The sequence below is a fragment of the Autumnicola musiva genome (assembly GCF_031846585.1).
Classification (GTDB): Bacteria; Bacteroidota; Bacteroidia; order Flavobacteriales; family Flavobacteriaceae; genus Autumnicola; species Autumnicola musiva.
Genome location: NZ_JAVRHK010000012.1, coordinates 91,558 through 113,188 on the forward strand (window position 1 = coordinate 91,558; position 21,631 = coordinate 113,188).

At 40.0% G+C, this 21,631-nt stretch carries 16 protein-coding genes; 1 reads left to right on the forward strand and 15 read right to left on the reverse strand.

Annotated elements, in window-relative coordinates:
- Positions 1–21: 21 nt before the first annotated feature.
- The 12 genes from RM539_RS14835 to RM539_RS14890 all read right to left on the reverse strand — a co-directional run bounded on the left by RM539_RS14835 (position 22) and on the right by RM539_RS14890 (position 16,029).
- Positions 22–936: an alpha/beta hydrolase gene (locus RM539_RS14835; RefSeq protein ID WP_311504201.1), complete on the reverse strand. Its 915-nt coding sequence runs from the start codon at positions 934–936 to the stop codon at positions 22–24.
- A 17-nt stretch (positions 937–953) separates the two neighbouring features.
- Positions 954–2,333 carry a glycoside hydrolase family 28 protein gene (locus tag RM539_RS14840; RefSeq protein WP_311504202.1) on the reverse strand — a complete coding sequence of 460 codons (1,380 nt, stop codon included), beginning with the start codon at positions 2,331–2,333 and terminating at the stop codon, positions 954–956.
- 5 nt (positions 2,334–2,338) lie between these two features.
- Complete coding sequence (locus tag RM539_RS14845) at positions 2,339–2,677, reverse strand: cupin domain-containing protein (RefSeq protein ID WP_311504203.1); 339 nt, start codon at positions 2,675–2,677, stop codon at positions 2,339–2,341.
- 30 nt (positions 2,678–2,707) lie between these two features.
- On the reverse strand, positions 2,708–3,808 hold the full coding sequence (gene pelA / locus RM539_RS14850) for a pectate lyase (RefSeq protein ID WP_311504204.1): 1,101 nt from the start codon (positions 3,806–3,808) through the stop codon (positions 2,708–2,710).
- An 8-nt stretch (positions 3,809–3,816) separates the two neighbouring features.
- The gene (locus RM539_RS14855; protein ID WP_311504205.1) at positions 3,817–4,542 is read right to left on the reverse strand and encodes a rhamnogalacturonan acetylesterase; all 726 of its coding nucleotides are present in this window, start codon (positions 4,540–4,542) and stop codon (positions 3,817–3,819) included.
- Between the two features lie 53 nt (positions 4,543–4,595).
- On the reverse strand, positions 4,596–6,497 hold the full coding sequence (locus RM539_RS14860) for a pectinesterase family protein (RefSeq protein WP_311504206.1): 1,902 nt from the start codon (positions 6,495–6,497) through the stop codon (positions 4,596–4,598).
- A gap of 77 nt (positions 6,498–6,574) precedes the next feature.
- Positions 6,575–9,379, reverse strand: coding sequence for a right-handed parallel beta-helix repeat-containing protein (locus RM539_RS14865; protein WP_311504207.1), 2,805 nt, complete (start codon positions 9,377–9,379; stop codon positions 6,575–6,577).
- 106 nt (positions 9,380–9,485) lie between these two features.
- Complete coding sequence (locus RM539_RS14870) at positions 9,486–11,114, reverse strand: glycoside hydrolase family 43 protein (protein ID WP_311504208.1); 1,629 nt, start codon at positions 11,112–11,114, stop codon at positions 9,486–9,488.
- Positions 11,115–11,129: 15 nt separating this feature from the next.
- On the reverse strand, positions 11,130–12,383 hold the full coding sequence (locus RM539_RS14875; protein WP_311504209.1) for a glycoside hydrolase family 88/105 protein: 1,254 nt from the start codon (positions 12,381–12,383) through the stop codon (positions 11,130–11,132).
- A 5-nt stretch (positions 12,384–12,388) separates the two neighbouring features.
- Positions 12,389–13,405: a DUF4861 family protein gene (locus RM539_RS14880; protein ID WP_311504210.1), complete on the reverse strand. Its 1,017-nt coding sequence runs from the start codon at positions 13,403–13,405 to the stop codon at positions 12,389–12,391.
- Between the two features lie 40 nt (positions 13,406–13,445).
- Positions 13,446–14,870, reverse strand: a complete 1,425-nt coding sequence (locus RM539_RS14885) for a glycoside hydrolase family 28 protein (RefSeq protein WP_311504211.1) — start codon at positions 14,868–14,870, stop codon at positions 13,446–13,448.
- A gap of 145 nt (positions 14,871–15,015) precedes the next feature.
- Positions 15,016–16,029, reverse strand: a complete 1,014-nt coding sequence (locus RM539_RS14890) for a pectinesterase family protein (RefSeq protein WP_311504212.1) — start codon at positions 16,027–16,029, stop codon at positions 15,016–15,018.
- 238 nt (positions 16,030–16,267) lie between these two features.
- Between RM539_RS14890 and RM539_RS14895 the strand changes: the two genes are divergently transcribed.
- On the forward strand, positions 16,268–17,326 hold the full coding sequence (locus tag RM539_RS14895; protein ID WP_311504213.1) for a LacI family DNA-binding transcriptional regulator: 1,059 nt from the start codon (positions 16,268–16,270) through the stop codon (positions 17,324–17,326).
- On the opposite strand, the gene RM539_RS14900 is transcribed toward RM539_RS14895, so the two are convergent.
- Genes RM539_RS14900 through RM539_RS14910 form a run of 3 tightly spaced genes read right to left on the reverse strand, consistent with a single transcriptional unit; the run spans position 17,323 to position 21,601 of the window.
- Positions 17,323–18,507: a Gfo/Idh/MocA family protein gene (locus tag RM539_RS14900; protein ID WP_311504214.1), complete on the reverse strand. Its 1,185-nt coding sequence runs from the start codon at positions 18,505–18,507 to the stop codon at positions 17,323–17,325. The genes RM539_RS14895 and RM539_RS14900 overlap by 4 nt on opposite strands.
- An 8-nt stretch (positions 18,508–18,515) precedes the next feature.
- Positions 18,516–20,132 (reverse strand): UxaA family hydrolase, encoded by a 1,617-nt coding sequence (locus tag RM539_RS14905; RefSeq protein ID WP_311504215.1) that lies wholly within the window; start codon positions 20,130–20,132, stop codon positions 18,516–18,518.
- A 20-nt stretch (positions 20,133–20,152) separates the two neighbouring features.
- Positions 20,153–21,601 carry a tagaturonate reductase gene (locus RM539_RS14910; protein ID WP_432264633.1) on the reverse strand — a complete coding sequence of 483 codons (1,449 nt, stop codon included), beginning with the start codon at positions 21,599–21,601 and terminating at the stop codon, positions 20,153–20,155.
- Positions 21,602–21,631 lie beyond the last annotated feature (30 nt).

Genomic DNA, 21,631 nt, shown 5'->3' on the forward strand with positions numbered 1-21,631 from the left:
TTTAGAAATGCTTTCCAGGTGTTAATTAATTACCTGCTCTTCTTTTAGCCATTCTTCGCATAATTCTTTCCATATATCTGTTAATCCTGAAGCATTGTTTATTCCAATTCCATGACTCCCCTTCGGAAAAATATGCAAGCTACCTTTTACCCCATTTTCCATCATGGCTTCATAAAAGAGAATGCTGTTCTTGGGACTTACCGATTTATCATTTTGGGCATGGACCAGAAACGCCGGCGGTGTATCACTGGTAACCCGCAATTCATTAGAATATTTTTTCTTCATTTCTTCGGAAGGGGATACGCCAAGGAAATTATCCCGACTCCCTTCATGAGCATATTTGCCAAAACTGATTACAGGTGAAACAAGGAGCATGAAATCGGGTTTAAATGAATACATGTTGAGTGTATCATTTTTTACTTCTGAAAAATCTTCTTTATGGGTCCCCAAAATAGTAGCGAGATGCCCTCCGGCTGAAGTGGCGAAAACACCAATTTTCGCCGGATCAATTTTATATTTTTCAGCATTGGCCCTTATTATTTTCATGGTTCGCTGCGCATCCTGGATGGGACCTTTATAGCTCACCATTAAATCGGGAGAAGTAGGCAATCTATAATTAAGCACAAAGGCTGAAATTCCAATCGTATTTAACCATTTTGCCACCTGGAAACCACCCCAGTTATAAGTAAGGTGTTGATAGCCTCCAGAAGGTAAAATCAAAACTGCAGCTTTTTTATTCTCTTCCGCGGCGGGAAGAAAAGTGTAAAATCCCGGCACTGCCACTTGTGTTATGCGCTGGTTATTTTCAATATGCTCCAGCTGTATACCTTTGGAATTTGGTATTTTGCCTTCAGGCCAGACTTCCGTAAATTCCTGCGCCTGTACCACACTGGAAATCATTGTTGTTACCAAAATAAGCATAAACGCCTTATTCATATGAGTTTATGGAATTTTCAGTTATTTAGATCTACATCAGTTTCCTTGCCCGAAACAGAAGTGGGAACCGTGGCTTCTTTTCCAATGATCACCTCATCAAAAACCACATTTTTTGTATTGGTAATAGATGTAGCATTATTAGTCTCTTTTACCTTTATGTTGGTAAGCCTCACGTTTTCCACTTCACTTTCCTCAAAGCCCTGAATTACCACTGCTGTTCCAGTAGCTTCTTCACAGCTTACATCTGAAATAAATATGTCTGAAATTTTTGAATTAAAGCCTTCTCCCTCTCCGTGGTAATTGGAGGTAATATAGAAGCAGTCTTCCACCTTTTGTAGTTCAATATTACTTATATAGATGTTTCTTATAAAACCTCCCCTGTCGGGATTTGTCTTGAAATAGATTCCCCGTTTAAGGTATCCCCAGGCCCTGTTATTATCAACATAGATATTCTGTACCCCCGCAGACATTTCACTGCCTATTACCACCCCATGTAGACCCTTGAGCAGGTTACTCCTGATGACAATATTTTCTGAAGGTGTATCTGAATTTGCACGGCCTTCGTGATCCCTCCCGGCTTTGATTGCTATGTTGTCATCGCCATTGTCAAAGGTTACCTCTTCTATAAGGATATCACTGGAATATTCAGCATCTATTCCGTCATTATTAAAATTGTGAGCATCATATTTTAAACCTCTAAGGGTGGCACTTTTACATTTTAGCAGGTGAACACACCAAAATGGAGAATCTTCTATGGTAACTCCTTCCAGCAGAATATTTACTGAATTGACAAATTGTATTAGTTGAGGGCGAAGATAATGTCCTTCCCCGAAGATCCTTTCTTTTACCGGAACACCATTATGGTTCATTTCTCTGCTCAATAATTTATCGTCATCCTCAAGTTGTTTCCATTCTGCCCAGTCACCTCCTCCTTCACCATCAATTGTTCCCTTTCCGGTAATGGCAATGTTCTCCAATTCGTTTCCGTAAATAAGCGGGCTATAATTGTACAGCATTGTTCCCTCCCAGCTGGTAAGGACCAATGGATAATCTTTTGGATTGGAGCCAAACCTGATCTTTGCCCCCTCTTCCAGGTGTAAATTAACATTACTTACAAAGTGGATTGGTCCATTAACGGTATAAATCCCTTTGGGAACTACAAGTTCACCACCGTTCCTTTTCTTGAGGGCGTTCATAGCCTTATCAAAAGCTTTTTTGTTATCAAAAATGGAATCTCCCTTTGCCCCAAATTTCGTTACAGAAACTGAATATTCCGGAATGGAAGGAAGCTGAATCCTGTTTACTATTTCCTGTATTGCAACCTGCTTAGCTTCTTCGGTTAGCTGAGCTTTGATCGGGCCACCTGCTAATAAAATCAGCAACAATAACTTTTTCATAAGATCTACTTTAAAAAATCTTCCCGAAGCGGACTAAAAACATCAATTAGAACACCCGCTTCCAAACACTCTGCGCCATGTTTTAAATTAGGTTGCACGAAAAAGGTATCGCCTGCTTCCAGTATTTCTGAATCGCCATCTATGGTAATTTTGAATTTTCCGGACGCAACATACGAAGATTGGGTATGAAAATGATCATGTACATACCCGGTTGCCCCTTTTTCAAATTTAACTTTCACCATCATCATTTGGGTATTATGACCGGTAACCTTCCTGCTAATGCCTTCTCCGGCTGCTTCCCATTCACATTCTTTTTCTTTTAAAAATGAACTTCCTCTTAACATAATTTGTTTTTTAAAACGTTGTTGAACTTTTTAATGTTTATTTTCCCAGTCTGGATAATCTTCTTTCAGCAATTTTTCAGCATAATTATCTATATAATTATAGCCTACCCTTCGTTCCTGCTCTATATCTGCCAGGTGGGATTTGATGATTCCGTCACGTCCAACAAATATTGGAGTTCCGGTATTAATATCGTTAAAACGTCCCCAGAGTGGACCTCCGGCAGAATCCTCAACCACAATACGATCACGACCTTCAACATAAGTGGAATCTTTTATCCATACCACTTTTTCACCCATTACCTTATGATCTTTAAACCATTGCACAGCGCTCCTAATTGAATTTTTAACCTCATCGGAAGGGTTTTCCAATTTTAAAAGATATTCCACAATTCCGGCACTTTCTTTTCCGCTTAATGAAGGAAGTTCATAAGCTCTCGCTTTAGCAGGACTAAAATCATCTTTGTCGTGCTGTGCGCACCAGATGGTAAGATTCCCATTTACTTTCACCTGTGTTTTGAGTATAATTTTTAAACCCTTGTCTATAGCTTTTTGAGCCTGTTGCTTCCGTTTGGCATCTACAAAAGAATAGGCAGTTTTTTCTTTAGCAATATCCTGCAACAAATTCATTACACCAATCATAGCACCGTCATTATAAGTTATATGTTCATAATATCCATCCCTTATAGGATAAAATTGTGGCCACCCACCATTGTCATATTGTGCTTCTAAAAGATAATCCACCCCATCCAGAAAAGCATTTTTGTATTTTTCCTTACCGGTAGCGTTGTAGATTTTTGAAAGATACCTTAGCTGGGTATGGGTAGCACCGTTATCTATAGTAGTTCCCACTTTTTTGGATTTCTGCGCTCTCAGCTTATCTTTCTCTGCGGAAGTCAGTTTATCTGCCATATTGATATTCTTATACCAGCCACCGTTGTCATGCTGGTACAGTAAAACATTATCAGCGATGCGCAGTGCATCGGCAGAAGCATACCACTCTTTATCCTGATGTTGCGCCTCTCCCCATGAAATTAGTTTGGTTTGGGAAAGAATTGAATATTGTGTCATTATTAAGCCTATGCTGAAAATTAAAATTTTCACACATTCCTTTAAGTCTTTCTTGTTCATCATCTTTAAATTTATTTCTTCATTAAATCTTTTTCCGATACTTCTGGTTTTATAAACTTCTTCAACTCCAGCTCCTGTTCTGCGATTTCCTGAAGTGCCAGGCTAGCAACTATGGTTGCACCCTTTTCAGATAAATGCGTGTCATCATTACGTCCTTCAGGTTCGTAGGGATCTTCGCCAGGTTCAAGGTGAAGATGAAGACTTTTAGAATCATCAGGGCCATAGGTAATTTCCAGCTGCTCGGTAAGTAATTGCATATCGATGAAAGCCAGATCCAAATCATTTGCCACCATCCTCGTTACCAGCGGATATTCTCCATGAGTATCTATCAACACGCCTTCTTTATTAAAATTTCTACGAACAATGGAACTCATTAAAATTGGGGTTGCACCTTTTTTCCGGGTTTCCTTTACAAATTTTTCAAGGTTCGCCCGGTATTGTGTATATGGATTTGTGTATCGGCTGGAATCCTTAACCTTCTGGTCATTATGCCCAAACTGGATAATAACAAAATCACCGGACTTCAATTGCTCCCTGACGTTTTCCCAACGACCTTCGGAAATAAAACTTCGCGTACTCCGGCCGTTAACCGCATGATTATCTATATTAATTTTTGAAGTCATCAATTGCGGCAGCATTTGTCCCCAACCATGTTCTGGATTTTTATCCGGATCTTTTTTATCAGACATTGTGGAATCGCCTATCAGGTACAAAGTGGGATTTTCCTGTGCTGACATTGTAATTGAGCAAAAGATCAAAAAGTATAAAATTAAATCTTTCATAATTAAGTTTACTCTATAGAATTAATTTCTTTTGATGCCCAAAACCAATCTTCAGTATTGCTGAAAATATTCTTCAGGCTGTATTTGTTCGCTTCTTTCTCACTTAGCTGGTGAGACCATCCCACTCTTTTATTGGGGGCAGCACCGGGGCCGGAACTGTTATATTCAGCATAATAGGTGGTTCTTTCTTTATTGGGAAACATCTCATCTCCCTTCCAGGGGTTCCAGCCTTCCGCTACTATATGCTCCCCAAGTTCCGTATTAATAAATACCGTTTTGGCATATGGGCGCCAGGGCCTCCCCAAATAAACTTCATTTACACCTTCCGCAGCTATTAACCTGCAGTTGATAAACACATAGCCAAATTCCTGATTTTGTGGAGTGGCCGCCGCGGTCACATAAGAATCTTTCAGGCTTTTTATGGTACAATTCTTAAAAAGCGCCGTAGCCTCACCAAAAATAAAATCGGTGGTGCCTTCTATATAACAATCGAGATAAAGTTGCCGGCTACCTTCAGTAGCCGTGTATATTGTATCCTGGCATCCTAAAATATTACAGTCTTTAATAATAAACCGGTCGCCCTCCACGTGCAGCGCCACTGCCTGACCTTCCCCGCAGGAAGAATTTTTAATGCTCAGGTTTTCAATTTTAATATCATCGCCCTGCACTAAAACCGTGTAGGAAGTAAAAGTGGAATGTTCTTTCCCTGTCTGCGGATTCATTTTGCCGGAAAAATCGTCGTTTACAATAATGGTTTTGTCCTTGCTTTCTCCTATTAATGATAATTGATGTTTCCAACTGGGGATTTCCAGCTTCTCGTTATACGTCCCATTTTTTATATGAATAATCACCTCCCCCGGGCCAAGATCACGGGTAGAATTAATAGCTTCCTGAATTTTACTAAAATCCCCGGACCCATCTTTAGCCACAGTAATTTCACGATAAGCTTCTTTAGAAGAAGATGAGTTTTTTAGCACCCTGTCCAGAAAGGCAGTGGTTAAATTCAAAGTTTCTTCAAACCAGGGATGCATGAGCCAAAAGGAATGTGGCGATTGTTCCAGCGTATGCACTTCATTATAAATATTTTCCCTGTCAAGAATTTTGGTCATATCATCTCTTCCCGCATGGAACCGCGGATAAGAACTGTTGATAAACAAAGTGGGCGGGGTATTTTCATCTACATATTCCAGCGGGGAAGCTGCTGCCCAGGTTTCAGGTTTTTCGTCTTTGGAACCGCCAAGCCAGGTGCCGGCCATCCAGCCTTCTTCGGCTTCAGGATGTATAAATGAGGCCACGCCATCTACATTAACAATAGCCTGAACTTTATCTGAAAAATCTTTATTTTCAGTTTTATAAATTTCAGCATCGGGAGTAACTCCAAGCAAAGCGGCCAGTTGACCCCCAGCTGAAGCTCCTAAAACGGCAATTTTATCAGGATTTATATGGTATTTTTCAGCATTTTGGCGCATCCATTTTACCGCATCTTTTAGATCCAGTACGCCCGCGGGATAAATGGCTTCTGTTCCCAGCCGGTAAGCAGCGGTTATGGCCACATAGCCATTATCTGCCAAATGCTGCGCCATTACCCGCTCGTTTTCCTTGCTACCCGTAAGCCAGCCACCACCGTGAATAAGCAGAACACCGGGAAATTTTTCGGCAGACTCCACGTTTGGCCGGTAAACATCTGCCTTTAAGTCTTTTTTAGCTGTTTTTTTATAAACCACATCTTCTTCAGCTATAATATTTTCAGAAGAAAGCGGCTGCACCGGACTAATAAACGGGTAATCTTTTTTTAGTTTTTCATAAGTTCCCTGTATGGTGTAAGGCTTTATTTCATGCTCCTGGGAATGAATCTTCAGCATAAAAAAGCCCATTATCATAAAAATAAACAGGTGGTTTCTTAACGTCATTTGATGTAGAATTTTGGTTTTCACCCTTATTTTTTCTTCTTCACATGTCTTCTTTGCTGTCTCTTTGAAACCTGTAGCTATTCAGCAGTTTCAGACTCAAGGGCACCCAGTTCCGGAGCGTTTCCGGTATAGATTTTGTTCAGAATAAGACCGGCATTCACCAGTTTACTGTTTTTTACGGGACGCATAAAGCCGATGTCCGGCAGGCTACCATCACTTTTTCTTGGCGCGGACAATTCTGATTTATCCATTGAGATAAAATCATTTTTTGAAACCTGAAAATCCATTTGCCAGCTGTTATTTTTTACCTCTTCAACTTCAGCATTATATTTTCCAAGTTCACCCAGAACCAAGGTGTTGATAATGGTAATTTTTTCGAGTCCGTTTTTTTCTGCGAAAGCGAGATTACGGCCATTCCCGGTAGCCGAGCAGTTTAAAATTGAGATTGTTCCACGGTTGCTGTTATGGTCAAACCCGTCATTCACATTATTCACCGCCATACAACGATAATAGGAGGCATTATGCTTCCGGGTTTTATCATCACTCCCGCCGGTTTTAAATCCGTTGCCATCACCTTTTCCTTTAGTCCCGTCCTTCAAATACCCATTATTAAAAGCCCAGCAATTTTCATAGGTGGTTTGAATATTATCAGCTTCGCGCAAGTAACCGTCCCAACCATCATCAAGATTATTCCATGCACGGCAACCAATGAATTTATTTCCGGAACCCACATCCATTTTTACAGCAAAGCCATCGGCATTTTCCAGTTTGGAATCGGCATTATAAAATGAATCGCAGTTTAAAATAGTATTATTGGAAGCGCCATCGTCCAGCTGAAGACCTGTATCTGCACATTCCAAAAAACTACAAAATTCAATAAGGTTGTTATTTCCCCTCACGTGCAGGCCATTATCACCTGCTTTATAAAACTGAAGTCCTTTAAAATGCCAGTTATCTGCCTTAAGCACAATTCCCTGGTTTGATGAATTCTCCTCCATACCCGAAAAATCCAATTTTGGGCGTTCTCCTGTGGTATCTCCTATTAAATAAATTTTATCGCCTGAAGTGCCGGAATCATTAATAAATATCCGCTCGTCTAATTTATAAATTCCTGAATTTACAAAAATGGAATCTCCCGGTTTAGCATGATCAATTGCATCTATTAATTGTGCTGCAGAACAGACTTCAACTAATCTAACGGCTTTTTTTTTTGACTGCATGCCCGCAGTTTTTTGCTGAATATCTGCTTCCGGAATATTACTTTCTGAAAAATCTATATTTCCACTTTTTCCTGAAACCTGTACTGAAGCCCCCTCTTTATTTTTCTGATAATCGATTTCTTTCAATTGAACATCTTCAGCATTATACAGTACCCGTGCAGGGCCATTTTTCTGAATAACCTTTACGTTTTTCAGCCCTATAGTATTAGCATCGATAACAGTAATTCCTTCTTCAGTCTCAAAAACGGCGTTTTCCAGTTGTACATTTTTAAGCTTCATTTCCGGTAAACCCATAAAAAAAGCAGCTTTATGAGAACTGGTGGCCGTAATATTTTTCATGTAAATGTTGCGGAACGAAGGCGTTTCTTCAGTTACCGGCATCATGGTTTCGTCCCTGGCCTCATCTGCAGCGTCCTGATCTCCTTCAAGAACCGGAGAATTCCCGCCATAAAAAAGATTAAACCTGATGGCTTCAGTAGGAATATTAATCATATCTATATTGGAGATATAAATATTCTCCACCACTCCACCACGGCCACGGGTACTTTTAAACCTCAATCCAACGTCGGTGCCCATAAAGGTGCAGTTGGAAACATGTACATTTTTCACTCCCCCGGACATTTCGCTACCAACTACAAAGCCACCATGGCCATGGTAGACGATATTATTTTTTACAATCACATTTTCGGTAGGCATTCCGCGCTTACGCCCATCTTCATTTTTGCCGGATTTAAAACAAATGGCGTCATCTCCCACATCAAAAGAATTATTATAGATCACCACATTTTTACAGGATTCCAGGTCAAGTCCATCCCCATTTTGCGAATACCACGGATTTCTCACCGTAAGATTTCGTATGGTTATATCCTCGCTCATTAGCGGGTGAATATTCCATGCGGGTGAATTCTGAAAAGTTGGCCCGTCCAGCAAAATCTTTTTACTATTGACAATACTCACCATCACCGGCCGCAAGAAATCTTTAACCGACTCTAATTCTTCATCTGAAACCTTATCGGGCACATTGAAATTTGTGGTACTGTTATATCCCTTTTTTGAACTTTCTGAAGGAAACCACATTTTACCATCTTCAGATAGTACTCCACCAGATTTTACGAGATCCTCCCATTGCGAGGCCGTCATTTTACCTTTTTTCACCGGTCGCCAAACTCCACCGCTTCCATCAATTACTCCTTTGCCGGTAATGGCAATATTTTCCACTTTATTGGCATTGATAGGGGATTCATTACGAACGGTATTTAAACCTTCAAAACTTGTCTTGATAAGTTCATAGTCATCAAAATCTTTGCTGAAGATAATAAAAGCCCCGTCCTCCAGGTGTAGGTTGATATTACTGCGGAAGTGAATAGGCCCGGTAAGCCACATTCCACGAGGCACCACCACTTTTCCACCTCCATTTTCAGCAACATCAGCGATTGCTTTTTTAAAAACCTCAGTGTTTTTCTGAAGTCCGTCGCCTACAGCACCAAAATCTGTTATATTCACCTCGTAATTTGGAAAATCAGGTTCCTTTACCTTTGGCATCTCAAATTCGATATTATCATATATCTGCGAAGGGTCCCAGGCAGAATTTTGCTGTGCATTAAGCATTCCACAGCCTAAGAGGATGAAAATCGAAAGGAATAATTTGGTGATTGCCTTCATTTATTTGCTATTTGAAATTTCCATAAAACTTAGAATTACTATTGCTGAAGTTTGCCAGCGTCATGAGATGCTGAAACAAGTTCAGCATGACAACAGGGCATAACTACTATTCACTGATTCTAAAATATTGCACATCTGCATAGCCACCCCTTTTGGCCTCCTGTGTACTCACGCTAAATAAACCGACTTTGGCGCCAATCCATTTGCCTGGTTTAGCCTGGAAAGTTTCTCCAATTTCTCTAAAATTCTGCCCATCTTCGCTGTAACTAAACCTGCACATGGCATCTGGAGCACTCACTTCAACCCGAAAAGTAACTTCATTAGAGTTTATTCGCTTTTCAGCAATAGTTACTTCTTCTTTGCCGTCTATGGCATCAATTGCCTGCGTTTGTTTTATTATAAAACCATCTTCATCATGAGTCAGCGTTAAACTGGCATAATCCATTCCCATAATAATGAGCCCGGCACGTTTTCCTTCTTCAGCTTCCTGCGGAAAAAAACTAAATTTTGTGGTCGCTGTAAAATTTGGAGCCGGGAATTTCTGCAATAATAAATTTGGCGCCATCCAGAGATTAGGAGCATCTTCAGGTGTTTTAATGGAGAATAAGCGCAGATAGTCACTTCCGGGAAGTTTTGCATGCCAAACCACTTCAGGGTTCGCGTTCCACTGCCATTGCATTCCTAAACTATCCCCCTCAAATTCAGTACTTTCAACAGGAGTTACCACAGGATATTTTTTACCTACATCAGGTTTTTTAGAAGTTTTCACCGGTTCTCCTATTCCGTTGCCGTCTTTATCTTCCCCCATTACCGGCCAGTCGTTTTTCCAGGTCATTGGCTGTAAATGCACAATACGGCCATAAGCTTCTACATCCTGGAAATGATAAAACCAATCCTCACCTTGAGGAGTTTGCACCCAGGCGCCCTGGTGCGGACCATTAATCGCTGTGCTGCCCTGTTCCAGAACTACTTTTTCTTCATAAGGACCATAAATATTTTTAGATCTTAAGATTAGCTGCCAGCCAGTGGAGACTCCACCGGCAGGAGCAAAAATGTAATAATAACCGTTCCGTTTATAAAACTTTGCCCCTTCTACCGTTGGCTGATCATCGTGACCATCAAAAACATGACGTCCCGCATCTAAAACCTTGGTGCCTTCAGCATTCATCTTATTCACGCTAAGCAAACTCTTCACCCCTGCGCGGCTACCTGCATAAGCATGCACCAAATAGGCTTTACCATCATCATCCCAAAGCGGGGAAGGGTCTATAAGGCCTTTGCCCTCCATTACCAATACCGGCTCTTCCCAATTTCCATAGGGATCATCGGCTTTTACCATATAAATTCCGTGATCTGGATCTCCCCAGTAAATATAAAGTTGATTATTATGGGAACGAATGCTCGGCGCCCAAACACCATTTCCATGCTGCGGAACGGCAAAAGTTTCTTCCGGCACCTGCTTTGGCAAAGCATAATTGATCAATTTCCAGTTAACCATATCATCAGAATGCAGAATAGGCAATCCCGGGGCGGCATTAAAGCTGGAAGCGGTCATATAATAATCATCGCCCACCCTTACCACATCTGGATCGGAATAATCGGCATAAAGTATTGGGTTGGTGTATGTGCCATCTTCATTATCGGAAACCCATACTTCAGATTTATAACTATCTGGGTTTTGTGCTGAAACAAAAAAAGAAAATGATAAGAATATAAAGGCAGGTAAAAATTTCATTTTAATATTTTCTGATTATTTGTCTAACTGAAGGCTGGCCAAAATAAAGGGCCCTGTTCCTTTTGGATCATTGCTCCTTATTTCTTCATTTACATAATATTCATACGATGCATCACGGTAAGGGTCCCCTCCCAGGCCTGCCACAGCACAAACCTGATTAAGATTAACCACGCCATTATCTTCAACGGTGATCAAGTTGTTCAGAATGCCTTCATATCCTTTTTTGGCAACCTCCATATATTTTTCAGGCAGATATCCTTTTTTCACTCCCTTTGCGAAAGTATAAGTAAACATAGAAGAACCTGAAGCTTCCAGATAATTCCCTTCTCTGTCGCCCTGGTCCAAAACCTGGTACCAGAGGCCGGATTCTTTATCCTGAACTTTAGTCACCGCTTCAGCAAATTCATTTAAATAATTAATTATTTTTTCACGGCCCTGGTGATCTTCCGGCAGGTAATCCAGCACATCTACCATAGCCATTCCATACCACCCCATGGCACGAGACCAGAAATTGGGAGAAGTACCTGTTTCTTTATTTGCCCATTTTTGCTGTTTGCTGGAATCCCAGCCGTGGTACAATAACCCTGTTTTTTCATCTTTCATATACTCCTGAACAAGGTCGAACTGGTGCACAATATCATCATAAGCTTCCTGTGCCTTTTCCCCTTCGCTAAACATCTGCGTGTAATGTGCGTAGAATGGGTGTGCCATATACAGCCCGTCCAGCCACATTTGTTGTGTATAACGTTCCTTATGCCAGAATCCACCTTCTTTTGTACGCGGTTGCGTTTCTATCTGGCTCCTTAAAAGTTTTAATGCCTCGAGAAAACGCTCTTCCTGAGTTTCCGGATACAAAAACAACAGCGTGTTACCGGAATTAAGCATATCCAGGTTCTGAGCTGTTAAATCATAGGTTCTAATATCGCCTTCATCTGTAACCATGGTGTCTGCATAAGCGTAGATATAATCATAATATTTCTGCTTATTTGTTTCTTCATAAACCTCTTTGGCAGCTTTTAAAACAAGTCCGTTAGTGTAACTCCACTTGGGCTCGTCCCTAAAATCCAGTTTTGAAGCTTCCGGAAATCTATAAATTTCAGACTGCATCATTCTTTCTGACCATTTGAGATCTTCAGGCACAATTTTTTCCTGACTTGTAGATGCTAATTCATCCTTTTCCTTCTTTTCCTCATTTTTGCAGCTGAAGAAGGAGCCCACAAAGGCAAACAGCATTAAAAATATATACAGTCGATTTTTCAGAATTTCCATATTTTTTATTTTAATGTATCATTAGAATCTAAAATCTGCAACAACTCATCGAGATTGGAAACAAAATCTTCTTCTGTTGTAATCCCTCCTTTTTCCTGCTCCCATGCACCAAGAAAATAATAAGTCACTTTATCCGATGTAGGTTTAAAAACCAATAGATGATCGTCCGAACCTTCTACCTGCTGTGCCAGTTCATCTTTTTTGTAGAAAATTGCCATTCCAAGCTTATCTTCCTCATTTACCAAAGTCTGAGCGCCATATGTAGCGATATAGGACCAATTTCCTCCTTCGCTTTCCTTCTGCATTAGCGGCACATCCTCAAATTTTACAATCCCGGTAGTTAATCCCTCAATTTCTGCGGAAGGAGATAATTCTACCTGCGTATACCGGCCTTCAGGATAGATAATCAGTTCTGCATCAAGGTCTATGGTTTCCTCTCCGGTTTGCCAGCCTTCATAAGTAATTGCTACGGAAGAGCTACTGGCTGAATTACTTACTTCGGCGTGAGTGTTTTGAACATTTCTGAAATGCGCCACCGTATCATTCATATATCTTCCGTACCCACCAATTCCCAGGGATTTTCCGGCCTTTAAAATATCCTGCCCCCATGGAGCGGCCTCATGGTAAGAATCGAAATTATCCTGGCCTACATAAGGAAGCACCATAGTATCCCCTTTTTTTCCAAAGATATCTATAGCGTTTCTCCAATCTAGGTACAACCTGTAGCCAATTTGACTGTTTTCCCAGCCCGGGCCTTCATATCTAATGAACCAGCTGTGGTCTGTATGTTCTTTGGGCACATCGAGATTTTCCACATTTTTGAATTGTCCATCTATATATTCCCGGCCTTCCCAATGTCCGCCTTCCTTTATGGAAATCTCAGCATAAGTATCATATTGCGGCTCTGCAATTTGAATTTTAGATTCAGTATCTTCAGCAGAAGTTTGTTTTTGCTCTTTTCCGTCCTTACAAGAAAACAGTGCCAGAGATGCTACAACAGGTATTAGAAATATTTTTTTCATTATTTAATAATTTTTCAGTGGTAATTAGCTAATATTTTGATTAGTATTTTTGACCGTTTATAGTGGTGTTAATGAATTTTATAGGCTCGCAATTTTCTACAGATAAAGGTGTTTCTGTACTCTTTATAGTCACGTTGGTAAAATTCACATTTTCGACCGGAGACTGTTCTCTTCCTTTAATGAGAATTCCATATTCCCCGCCATTTTCCACCTGAACATTTTCCATGTAGATATTTTTTATTGTTGGTATATATTCCCCTTCCTGATTAGCGTAAATCCCGTAATAGGTATTTATTTTAAGAACAGCCTCTTTCACCTGCCCCACCTGCACATCTTTTACATAAACATTCTCTACAAAACCACCTCTTAAAGTATTAGTTTTTATACGAATGGCCCTGTCAAGATTTGGGCTATCCATTTGACAATTCCTCACAAAAACATTGCGTACCCCTGCAGAAATTTCGCTCCCCATCACCACTCCGCCGTGGCCATCCTTCATCACGCAATTTTCAACTACAATATTTTCACTGGGAATCGCCACACGGCGGCCGTCATTATTCCGGCCGGATTTAATAGCAATGCAATCATCACCTGTATCAAAAAGACAGTTTTTAATGTGGACATTTTTAGAATATTCGGGATCGCAACCATCGTTATTTGGTCCATGGCTTCTTACGGTTACCCCGTCTACAGTAACATTATTACTCTTAATAGGATGCATTACCCAAAAAGGCGCATTGGTAAAAGTAACACCTTTAACGAGAACGTTTTCGCATCCAAAAGGCTCAAAAAAGGTAGGACGCAATTGATGCCCTTCCCCGAAGGTACGTTCTGCAACCGGAGTTCCTTCTTCATTCATTTTTCTTAAACGGGGAAGATTATGTTCATTCTTCTGCTCTTGCATGCCCTCTTTGAAACCATACCGATCGGCGCCACTCCAGGGCCACCAGTTTCCATTATTGGCCTGGCCGTTAAAAGTTCCTTTCCCGGTCACAGCGATATTCTCCTGTTCAAAGGCGTAAATAAGAGGAGAGTAATTCATAAGCTCCACTCCTTCATAAGAAGTATGAACCATAGGTAAATAATCTGATTTCTCCTTTGAAAAGAGAATCTCTGCACCTTCAGCCAGGTGAAAGTTTACATTGCTTTTTAAATGAATAGGACCGGTAAGATATTTTCCAGCAGGAACTAATACCATTCCTCCGCCGGCTCCATTACAGGCTGCTATGGCTTTTTTAAATGCTTCGGAATTATTGGTACTACCATCCGCTTTTGCACCATAGTCAGCCACGTTAAAAGTACGATCGGGAAATTCAGGCACTACAATTTCACTTATAATTTTATCTGCCCGCTTCCATGCCTTTTCAGAATCTATTTCTGTTTTTCCTGCTTTACAGGAAAGAAAAAAAGCGAATCCGATTGCTGAAGAAATCATCAACAGCCGGGATAAAGTTTTTAATGTCATAGTTTTATTTTGTAATCGATTGCACTAAAATAATAAAGCTTCAGCAAACTGCATAATTTTTTCTCTTAAAAATAAAAAATTAGTAAAAAAGATACAATTTCACAATTATCAGCAAAGCAAATGGGCTGCTAAGGAAAGTTGCCTTTCACTTAGCCATATTCCAGCTATCTTTCCCGGCCAGGACCCTGTTAATTTCATATTCCTGCAATTGTTCTTCAGAAATATTTTTTGCCCATGGAACCCGATTTGCTGAAGCACCGGGCCCGTAAGAATTATATTCCACATAAAAAGTTGTCTTTTCCGTTTCAGGCTTACTCCAGTTATGCCAGCCTTCAGGCTTTATAAGAGCAGACATTTCTGTATTAATAAAAACTGTTTGTGCGTAATTTCTCCACGGTCTTCCCAGGTAAAAGCTGTTGGCAGGTGCATCTCCTGTGATTTTACAGTCAATAAAAACAAAACCATATTCTGCACTTTCTTCCGTAGAAGCCGCTGTGATATAATGCCCGCCTTCTTTGCAAAAAATTTCACAATCCTCAAAAACCGCCGTGGACCAGCCAAAAATAAAATCGGTAGTTCCTTCTATATAGCAGTTTTTATAGTATTGACGACTATCTCTACCATGCAGGTATAAGGTATCCTGATTTCCTAAAAAGCGGCAATTTTCAAAGATTACTTTATCACCGTCCACCCTAACAGCCACCGCCTGACCAACAGGACCTGCAGAATTCTCGAAAGAAATATTCTCTGCCCTGAAACCATCTGCAAAAATGAAAAAAGATGTAGAACCGGTAGTTCCAATTTCTTCCCCGAATTTATTCAGTTTTTGAGGATAATCATCATAGGTTAAAATAGTATTTTCTACATCTTCTCCAATAAGCGTAACGTTGGTTTTAGAAGCAGGTAAAATAAGTTTTTCCTTATACGTTCCTTTCTTTATCAAGACTCTTGTTTCTGCTTTCCTGAAATTAGGAATAGCATCTATCGCCTCCTGAACATTCGTGAAGTCTCCCGTACCATCCCGAGCTACTGTATAATTAAATTTGGAAGTCTCCTGTGCTACTTTTTTCGATTTAGTATTAAACATAGAAGATCCAAAAGATGACAAAGATCCCGGATTCAGGAATATACAAAGTGTGACTAAGAATATATTTCTCATAAACTTATTTGAAAAAATTAGAACCGGACTTTATAATTGAAAACTTCATCAACTAATCTGTAATCGATTACGTTAATATACCTATTTTTGCTTATTAGGCAAATAATCACTTACTTTAAAAAATCTGAAATCTAACCTTTTATTATGAGCAACCCATATCCCTGCCTCTGCCGTTATTCTTCTTTACAGGATTGGAAATTAGAGTTTCTCGCAATAAAAATTCCCTAAAACTTTTTGAATGAACCGCAAGGAAAAAGTTACTATCTACGATATTTCCAAAAAACTAGATATTAGTGCCGCGACCGTGTCCCGCGCTCTTAACCAAAATCCAAAAATCAGCAAAAAAACCCGGGAGCTTGTCGCAAAGACAGCTAAGGAAATGAACTACAAGCAAAATAGGCTGGCCCAGGCTTTAAAGAGCGGCAGGACAAATAATGTGGGTGTGATAGTTCCCTATATTAATCGTAGCTTCTTCTCATCAGTTATACGAGGAATAGAAGAAGAACTTAATCCTCATGGTTACCATGTAATTATATGCCAGTCTCATGAAGAGGTTAAAAATGAAATAAAACAGCTAAATGCCCTTTTAAATACCCAAATTGACGGAATATTCATGTCGGTTTCAAAAACAACTCAAAATACTGATCACGTGAAAAAAGCATTGGCTGAAAACACACCCTTGATCTTTTTTGACAGGAAAATTGAAACCCCCGGCGTAAGCTCGGTTGTATTGGACGACTTTAAGGCAGGCTTCATGGCTACGGAACATTTAATCCAGGAAGGTTGCAAAAAAATTGCCCACCTCTCCGGGGATATTAATTTGGAAATCTACAAAAATCGTTATGAGGGTTATATTGCCGCTCTTGAGAAATACGGGCTGAATCATAATCCAGAACATGTAATCCTCACCAACAGCAAAATTGAATCCGGCCAGCAGGCTGTGGTACGGCTTTGGGAATGTGAAGAGAAACCGGATGCAATATTTTCAGCCGGCGATTATGCAGCTTTAGGTGCTATTCAGGAACTTAAGAGAAGAAATATTAAAATTCCTGAAGAAGTATGCGTTGTAGGTTTTAGTAATGAACCCTTTACCAAATATATGGAGCTTCCTATCACCTCCATGGATCAGACTCCACAACTTATGGGAAAAATAGCCGCTCAGGTATTTCTGGAACAGGTAAAAGAAAATCTGGCCGTGAGCATTGAAAAAAAGGTGGTGCTATCACCGGAATTGTTTGTTCGTGAATCCTCCGGGAGAAGCATTTTAAAAACTGCTGCAAATAAAGCCTTGCTCTAAATTGAAGGAATTTCAGTTTCTGTTCCTTTTTGTTCTGCTGAAAGATATGCAGCATAAATAGTTGCAATAACGTCTGCAGCAAGTTTACTGTCGCTTTCCAGTTTTTCTCCCAATGCTGCAGTTCTGTAAAATGCTTCCATCTCATGCTGATAACCATTAAACCAGGCTTCATCAGGAGAAATGTTAGACCAGCCTTGTTTGGTCCCGGTTTTCTCAACCACATAAATATCATCAAAATTGCTATTTACGGGATTATATGTTTGCATGGCATTATTAGGCGTAAGGTTACAGACCGTACGGTGATTATTAGCATGTACTTCAAGATAATTTTTTACTCCGCCCTGTAATAGTTCACTGGCTACAATATCTGCCACCGTTCCATCCTCAAAAATAACATGTGTGGTGGCATAATCTTCCACATCGGTATAAGAATCTCTCAGATGCAGTTCATTTTCAAAATTTGACATTCTGGTAATCGCATGGGTTCTGCAGCTTACATATTTAGGCCTGATAGGCCTGCCATTCCGCACCTTGCCTTCTACATGTTTAAGATAAATTGCCCCGGTTAGAGGATGGCAGCCTTTCCCCATTAAAGATCCGCCCCCTGAAAGTTTCCACTTGCCATAATCCAGAGAATGAGATCCGGAATGTGATTGTTGCGCCTGTATCCAAAGAATCTGTGCATTGGTTTTCTCAATTACCTCCCGCTCTTTTTGAATAGCAGGTGCATAAACCCAGTTCTCGGCATACATAATACGGCCTTTACTCTTTTCCTCTGCTTTCAATATATTTTTAATGCTTTGAAGTGCATGATTTAAACCTTCTTTCCTGGAAAAATTATCTCCGGAAAATTCTTCAACATCATTTCCAAAATAACCTGTTAGCGGTTTTTCTATAATGACATCTTTACCCTGCTGAAGGATTTTTACTGCCAGAGGCTCATGTGTAACGGGTGGGGTACAAAGGTGAAGTACATCTGAAGCAGCAATAAGTTCCTGAAGGCTTCCATAAGCTTTTACATTTTTTTCTGAAGAAAACTTTTTCAGGTTGGCGGAAGTTCGTGAATAAGCGCCTGTAATTTCCACCTTAGCGCCGTAAACTCTTTGTATGGCTTCAAAATGAAATCGGGCAGCAAAGCCTGATCCCACTATTCCTGCCCGTATAACCTTTTTTTCTGTCATCTTTTATTTTATAAAGAAACTCCTCGTTTCCATGGAATAAAATCATCCTGATCCAGCTGGTCTGCCTTAGATTTAATTTTTCCTTCAGCCACCCCGATAATATATTCAAAAAGCTCCTCTCCCATTTCAGGAATAGTCTTTTCTCCTTTAATTACCGCTCCCGCATCCACATCAATAATGTCTGGCATCCTTCCTGCCAGGATAGAATTTGAAGACAATTTTATTATTGGAGCAACAGGATTTCCTGTAGGTGTACCCAGTCCGGTAGTAAAAACCACCACATTGGCTCCGGAACCCACCATTCCCGTGGTACTTTCCACATCATTTCCAGGAGTGCAAAGTAAATTAAGACCTGGTTTGGTAACATATTCACCATAATCCAGCACCGCCTGTATAGGTGAAGTACCTCCTTTTTTCGCTGCCCCGGCAGATTTCATGGCATCAGTAATTAAACCATCCTTGATGTTTCCGGGAGAGGGGTTCATGTCAAAACCGGAACCTGAAGCTTCCGCAGCATTTTCGTAGGCTTTCATAAGCGCCATAAACTTTGTTGCAGTTTCATCATCAACACACCTGTTTACCAGCTCCTGCTCCACACCGCATAATTCCGGAAATTCAGATAGAATAGGAGAACCACCCAGTGCTGCAAGAATATCTGAAGCATACCCCAGGGCGGGATTGGCTGAAATCCCGGAAAAACCATCGGAGCCTCCACATTCCAGTCCGAGCTTCAACTTGGACAAAGGTGCAGGCTGTCTTCTAATTTCATTGGCCTTTTTGATTCCTTCAAAAGATTCCCTGATGATTTTATTCAGCATTTCGTCCACAGTTCCTTCCTGTTGCTGTTCGTATATAAGCACGGGTTTTTGAATATCAGGATTTATAGCATCAAGAGCATTCTTAAAAATATCGATTTGAAGATTTTGACAACCAAGACTTAAAACAGTTGCTCCTGCTACATTGGGATTATTTACGTAACCTGCAAGTAATTTGGATAACATTACCGCATCCTGGCGAATACCACCACAACCGCCCTGGTGCGTAATAAATTTTACTTCAATATTATCGAAAATACCTTTTTCTTCCTCTTCAAAATCCACATTGGTATCTTCATCTTTTCCGGTAATCAGATTTCGCAATAATTGCCGCTGTTTTGCAGATTTATGAAAAGATAATTCTTTTTCAAACACCTCCTTCAACAATTCCACATTTCTATTCTCACAAAAAACAAGAGGAAAAAAGAGCCAGGTATTGGCAGTACCCACCTGCCCATCAGGCCTGTGATAGCCCATAAATGTACGATCCTTATATTTGGAAACATCGGGAGCTTTCCAGGCGGTAGTTTCAGTCTTTTGGGTTGTCTTGCTGGCCTGATGTTTAACATTTTCAGTAGTAAGCTTATCTCCCTTTCTTATTTCTGAAACCGCTTTTCCTACCAGTACACCATACATATATATCTTATCCTCCGGCTGAAGACCAACCATTGTGATTTTATGCTTTGCCTGGACATCAGATAATATTATAAATTCTTCTCCTTCAAAGTCTACCCGGTCACCCTGCCATAAATCTACCAATGCTATAGCTACATTATCCTCAGGGTGTACTTTTATTAATTTACTTTTCATAATTCTTCGTTTTTCCTTTCTTACTCAGATTTTTCGGTAAAAATTTTAAAACCTTCTTCAATACCTTTGGTCTCTATTAACTCCAGCGCGAGAGCCGTTTTTTCCTGTAATTGCGGTACCTGAGTTAAATTAGTGCCCCAAAATTTTTCATTTTTCAGCACTCTTTCTGCTATATCTTTATAGCTGTGCTGTTCCCAGGATTTTTTCAATTCTGATGTAGTTTTTTCATCATCATTTACAGGAAGGCTATGCCCCTTCCATTCTCCTCTATAAAACCTTAACAGGCACGCAAACGCAAAGGTAAGACGTAAAGGTAATCGATTATATTTTTTCTGAAAACTTAACAAACTCGGCAGCACCCTTACCTTAAATTTTGAAATACTGTTTAAAGCTATACTGGAAAGTTGATGTTTTATAAAAGGATTTCTAAACCTGTCAAAAACCTCTTCAGCAAACGATTTAAGTTCTTCTTCAGAAAGCTTCAAGGTTGGATTGATTTCTTCAAATACCGCTTCCCTGATGAATTTACCGGTAAACTCATGATCTACGGTATCTTTTACCGTTTCATTTCCGAAGAGAATTGAGAAAGGAACCATAGTGGTATGTGCTCCATTTAAGATGCGTACTTTCCTTGTGCGGTACGGTTGAAGGTCATCTACAATCTGGATATTTTCATCAATTTTATCAAAAGGAACCTTAGATTTCAACTTTTCTCCGCCTTCTATTACCCATAACAGAAAAACTTCCGCGGAAACAACAAGTTTATCCTCCAGTTGCAAATCGTTTTGATAAGCTTCAATATCATCTTTTGGATACCCCGGTACAATACGATCTACAAGCGTATTATGAAAATCATTATGGTTTCTAATCCAGTCAGTAAATTCCTCTTCCAGGCTCCACAGTTCCGCATACTTCAGGATAATTTCCTTTAATGCATCTGCATTATAATTAATTAATTCACATGGAATAATGCTTAAACCTTTATCCTTAGCTCCATTAAAATGTTTAAAGCGTTTGTAAAGCAGAGCGGTTACTTTGGCTGGAAAACTATTATGCGGCTGCCCTTCTAAAGTATCGGTTTCATCAAAAGCAATTCCGGCTTCAGTGGTATTGGATATTAAAAATTCAAGTTCTTCTTCTTTAGCCAAAGCAAGGTAAGCCTGATAATCTTCATAAGGATTTATGCCTTTCTGAATACAGGAAATGGTCTCCTGCCGCTGAATTTCCTCTCCTTTTTTCACTCCCTTCATGAACAGATTATAAAGTCCATCCTGCTCGTTCAGCACGCTAACCAATCCATTGGCTAAAGGTTGCACTACAGCCACTCCGGCATTGAAATTAGCTTTTTTATTTAGCTGATCAATTATATAATCTACAAATGCGCGGAGAAAATTTCCTTCTCCATATTGAACAACCTTAATTGGAAGTTGTTGTGTAATATTGGCATTTGTCCTTGTTAATCTTTTTATTCTGGTTTTTTCCATAATTTAAACGGTTAG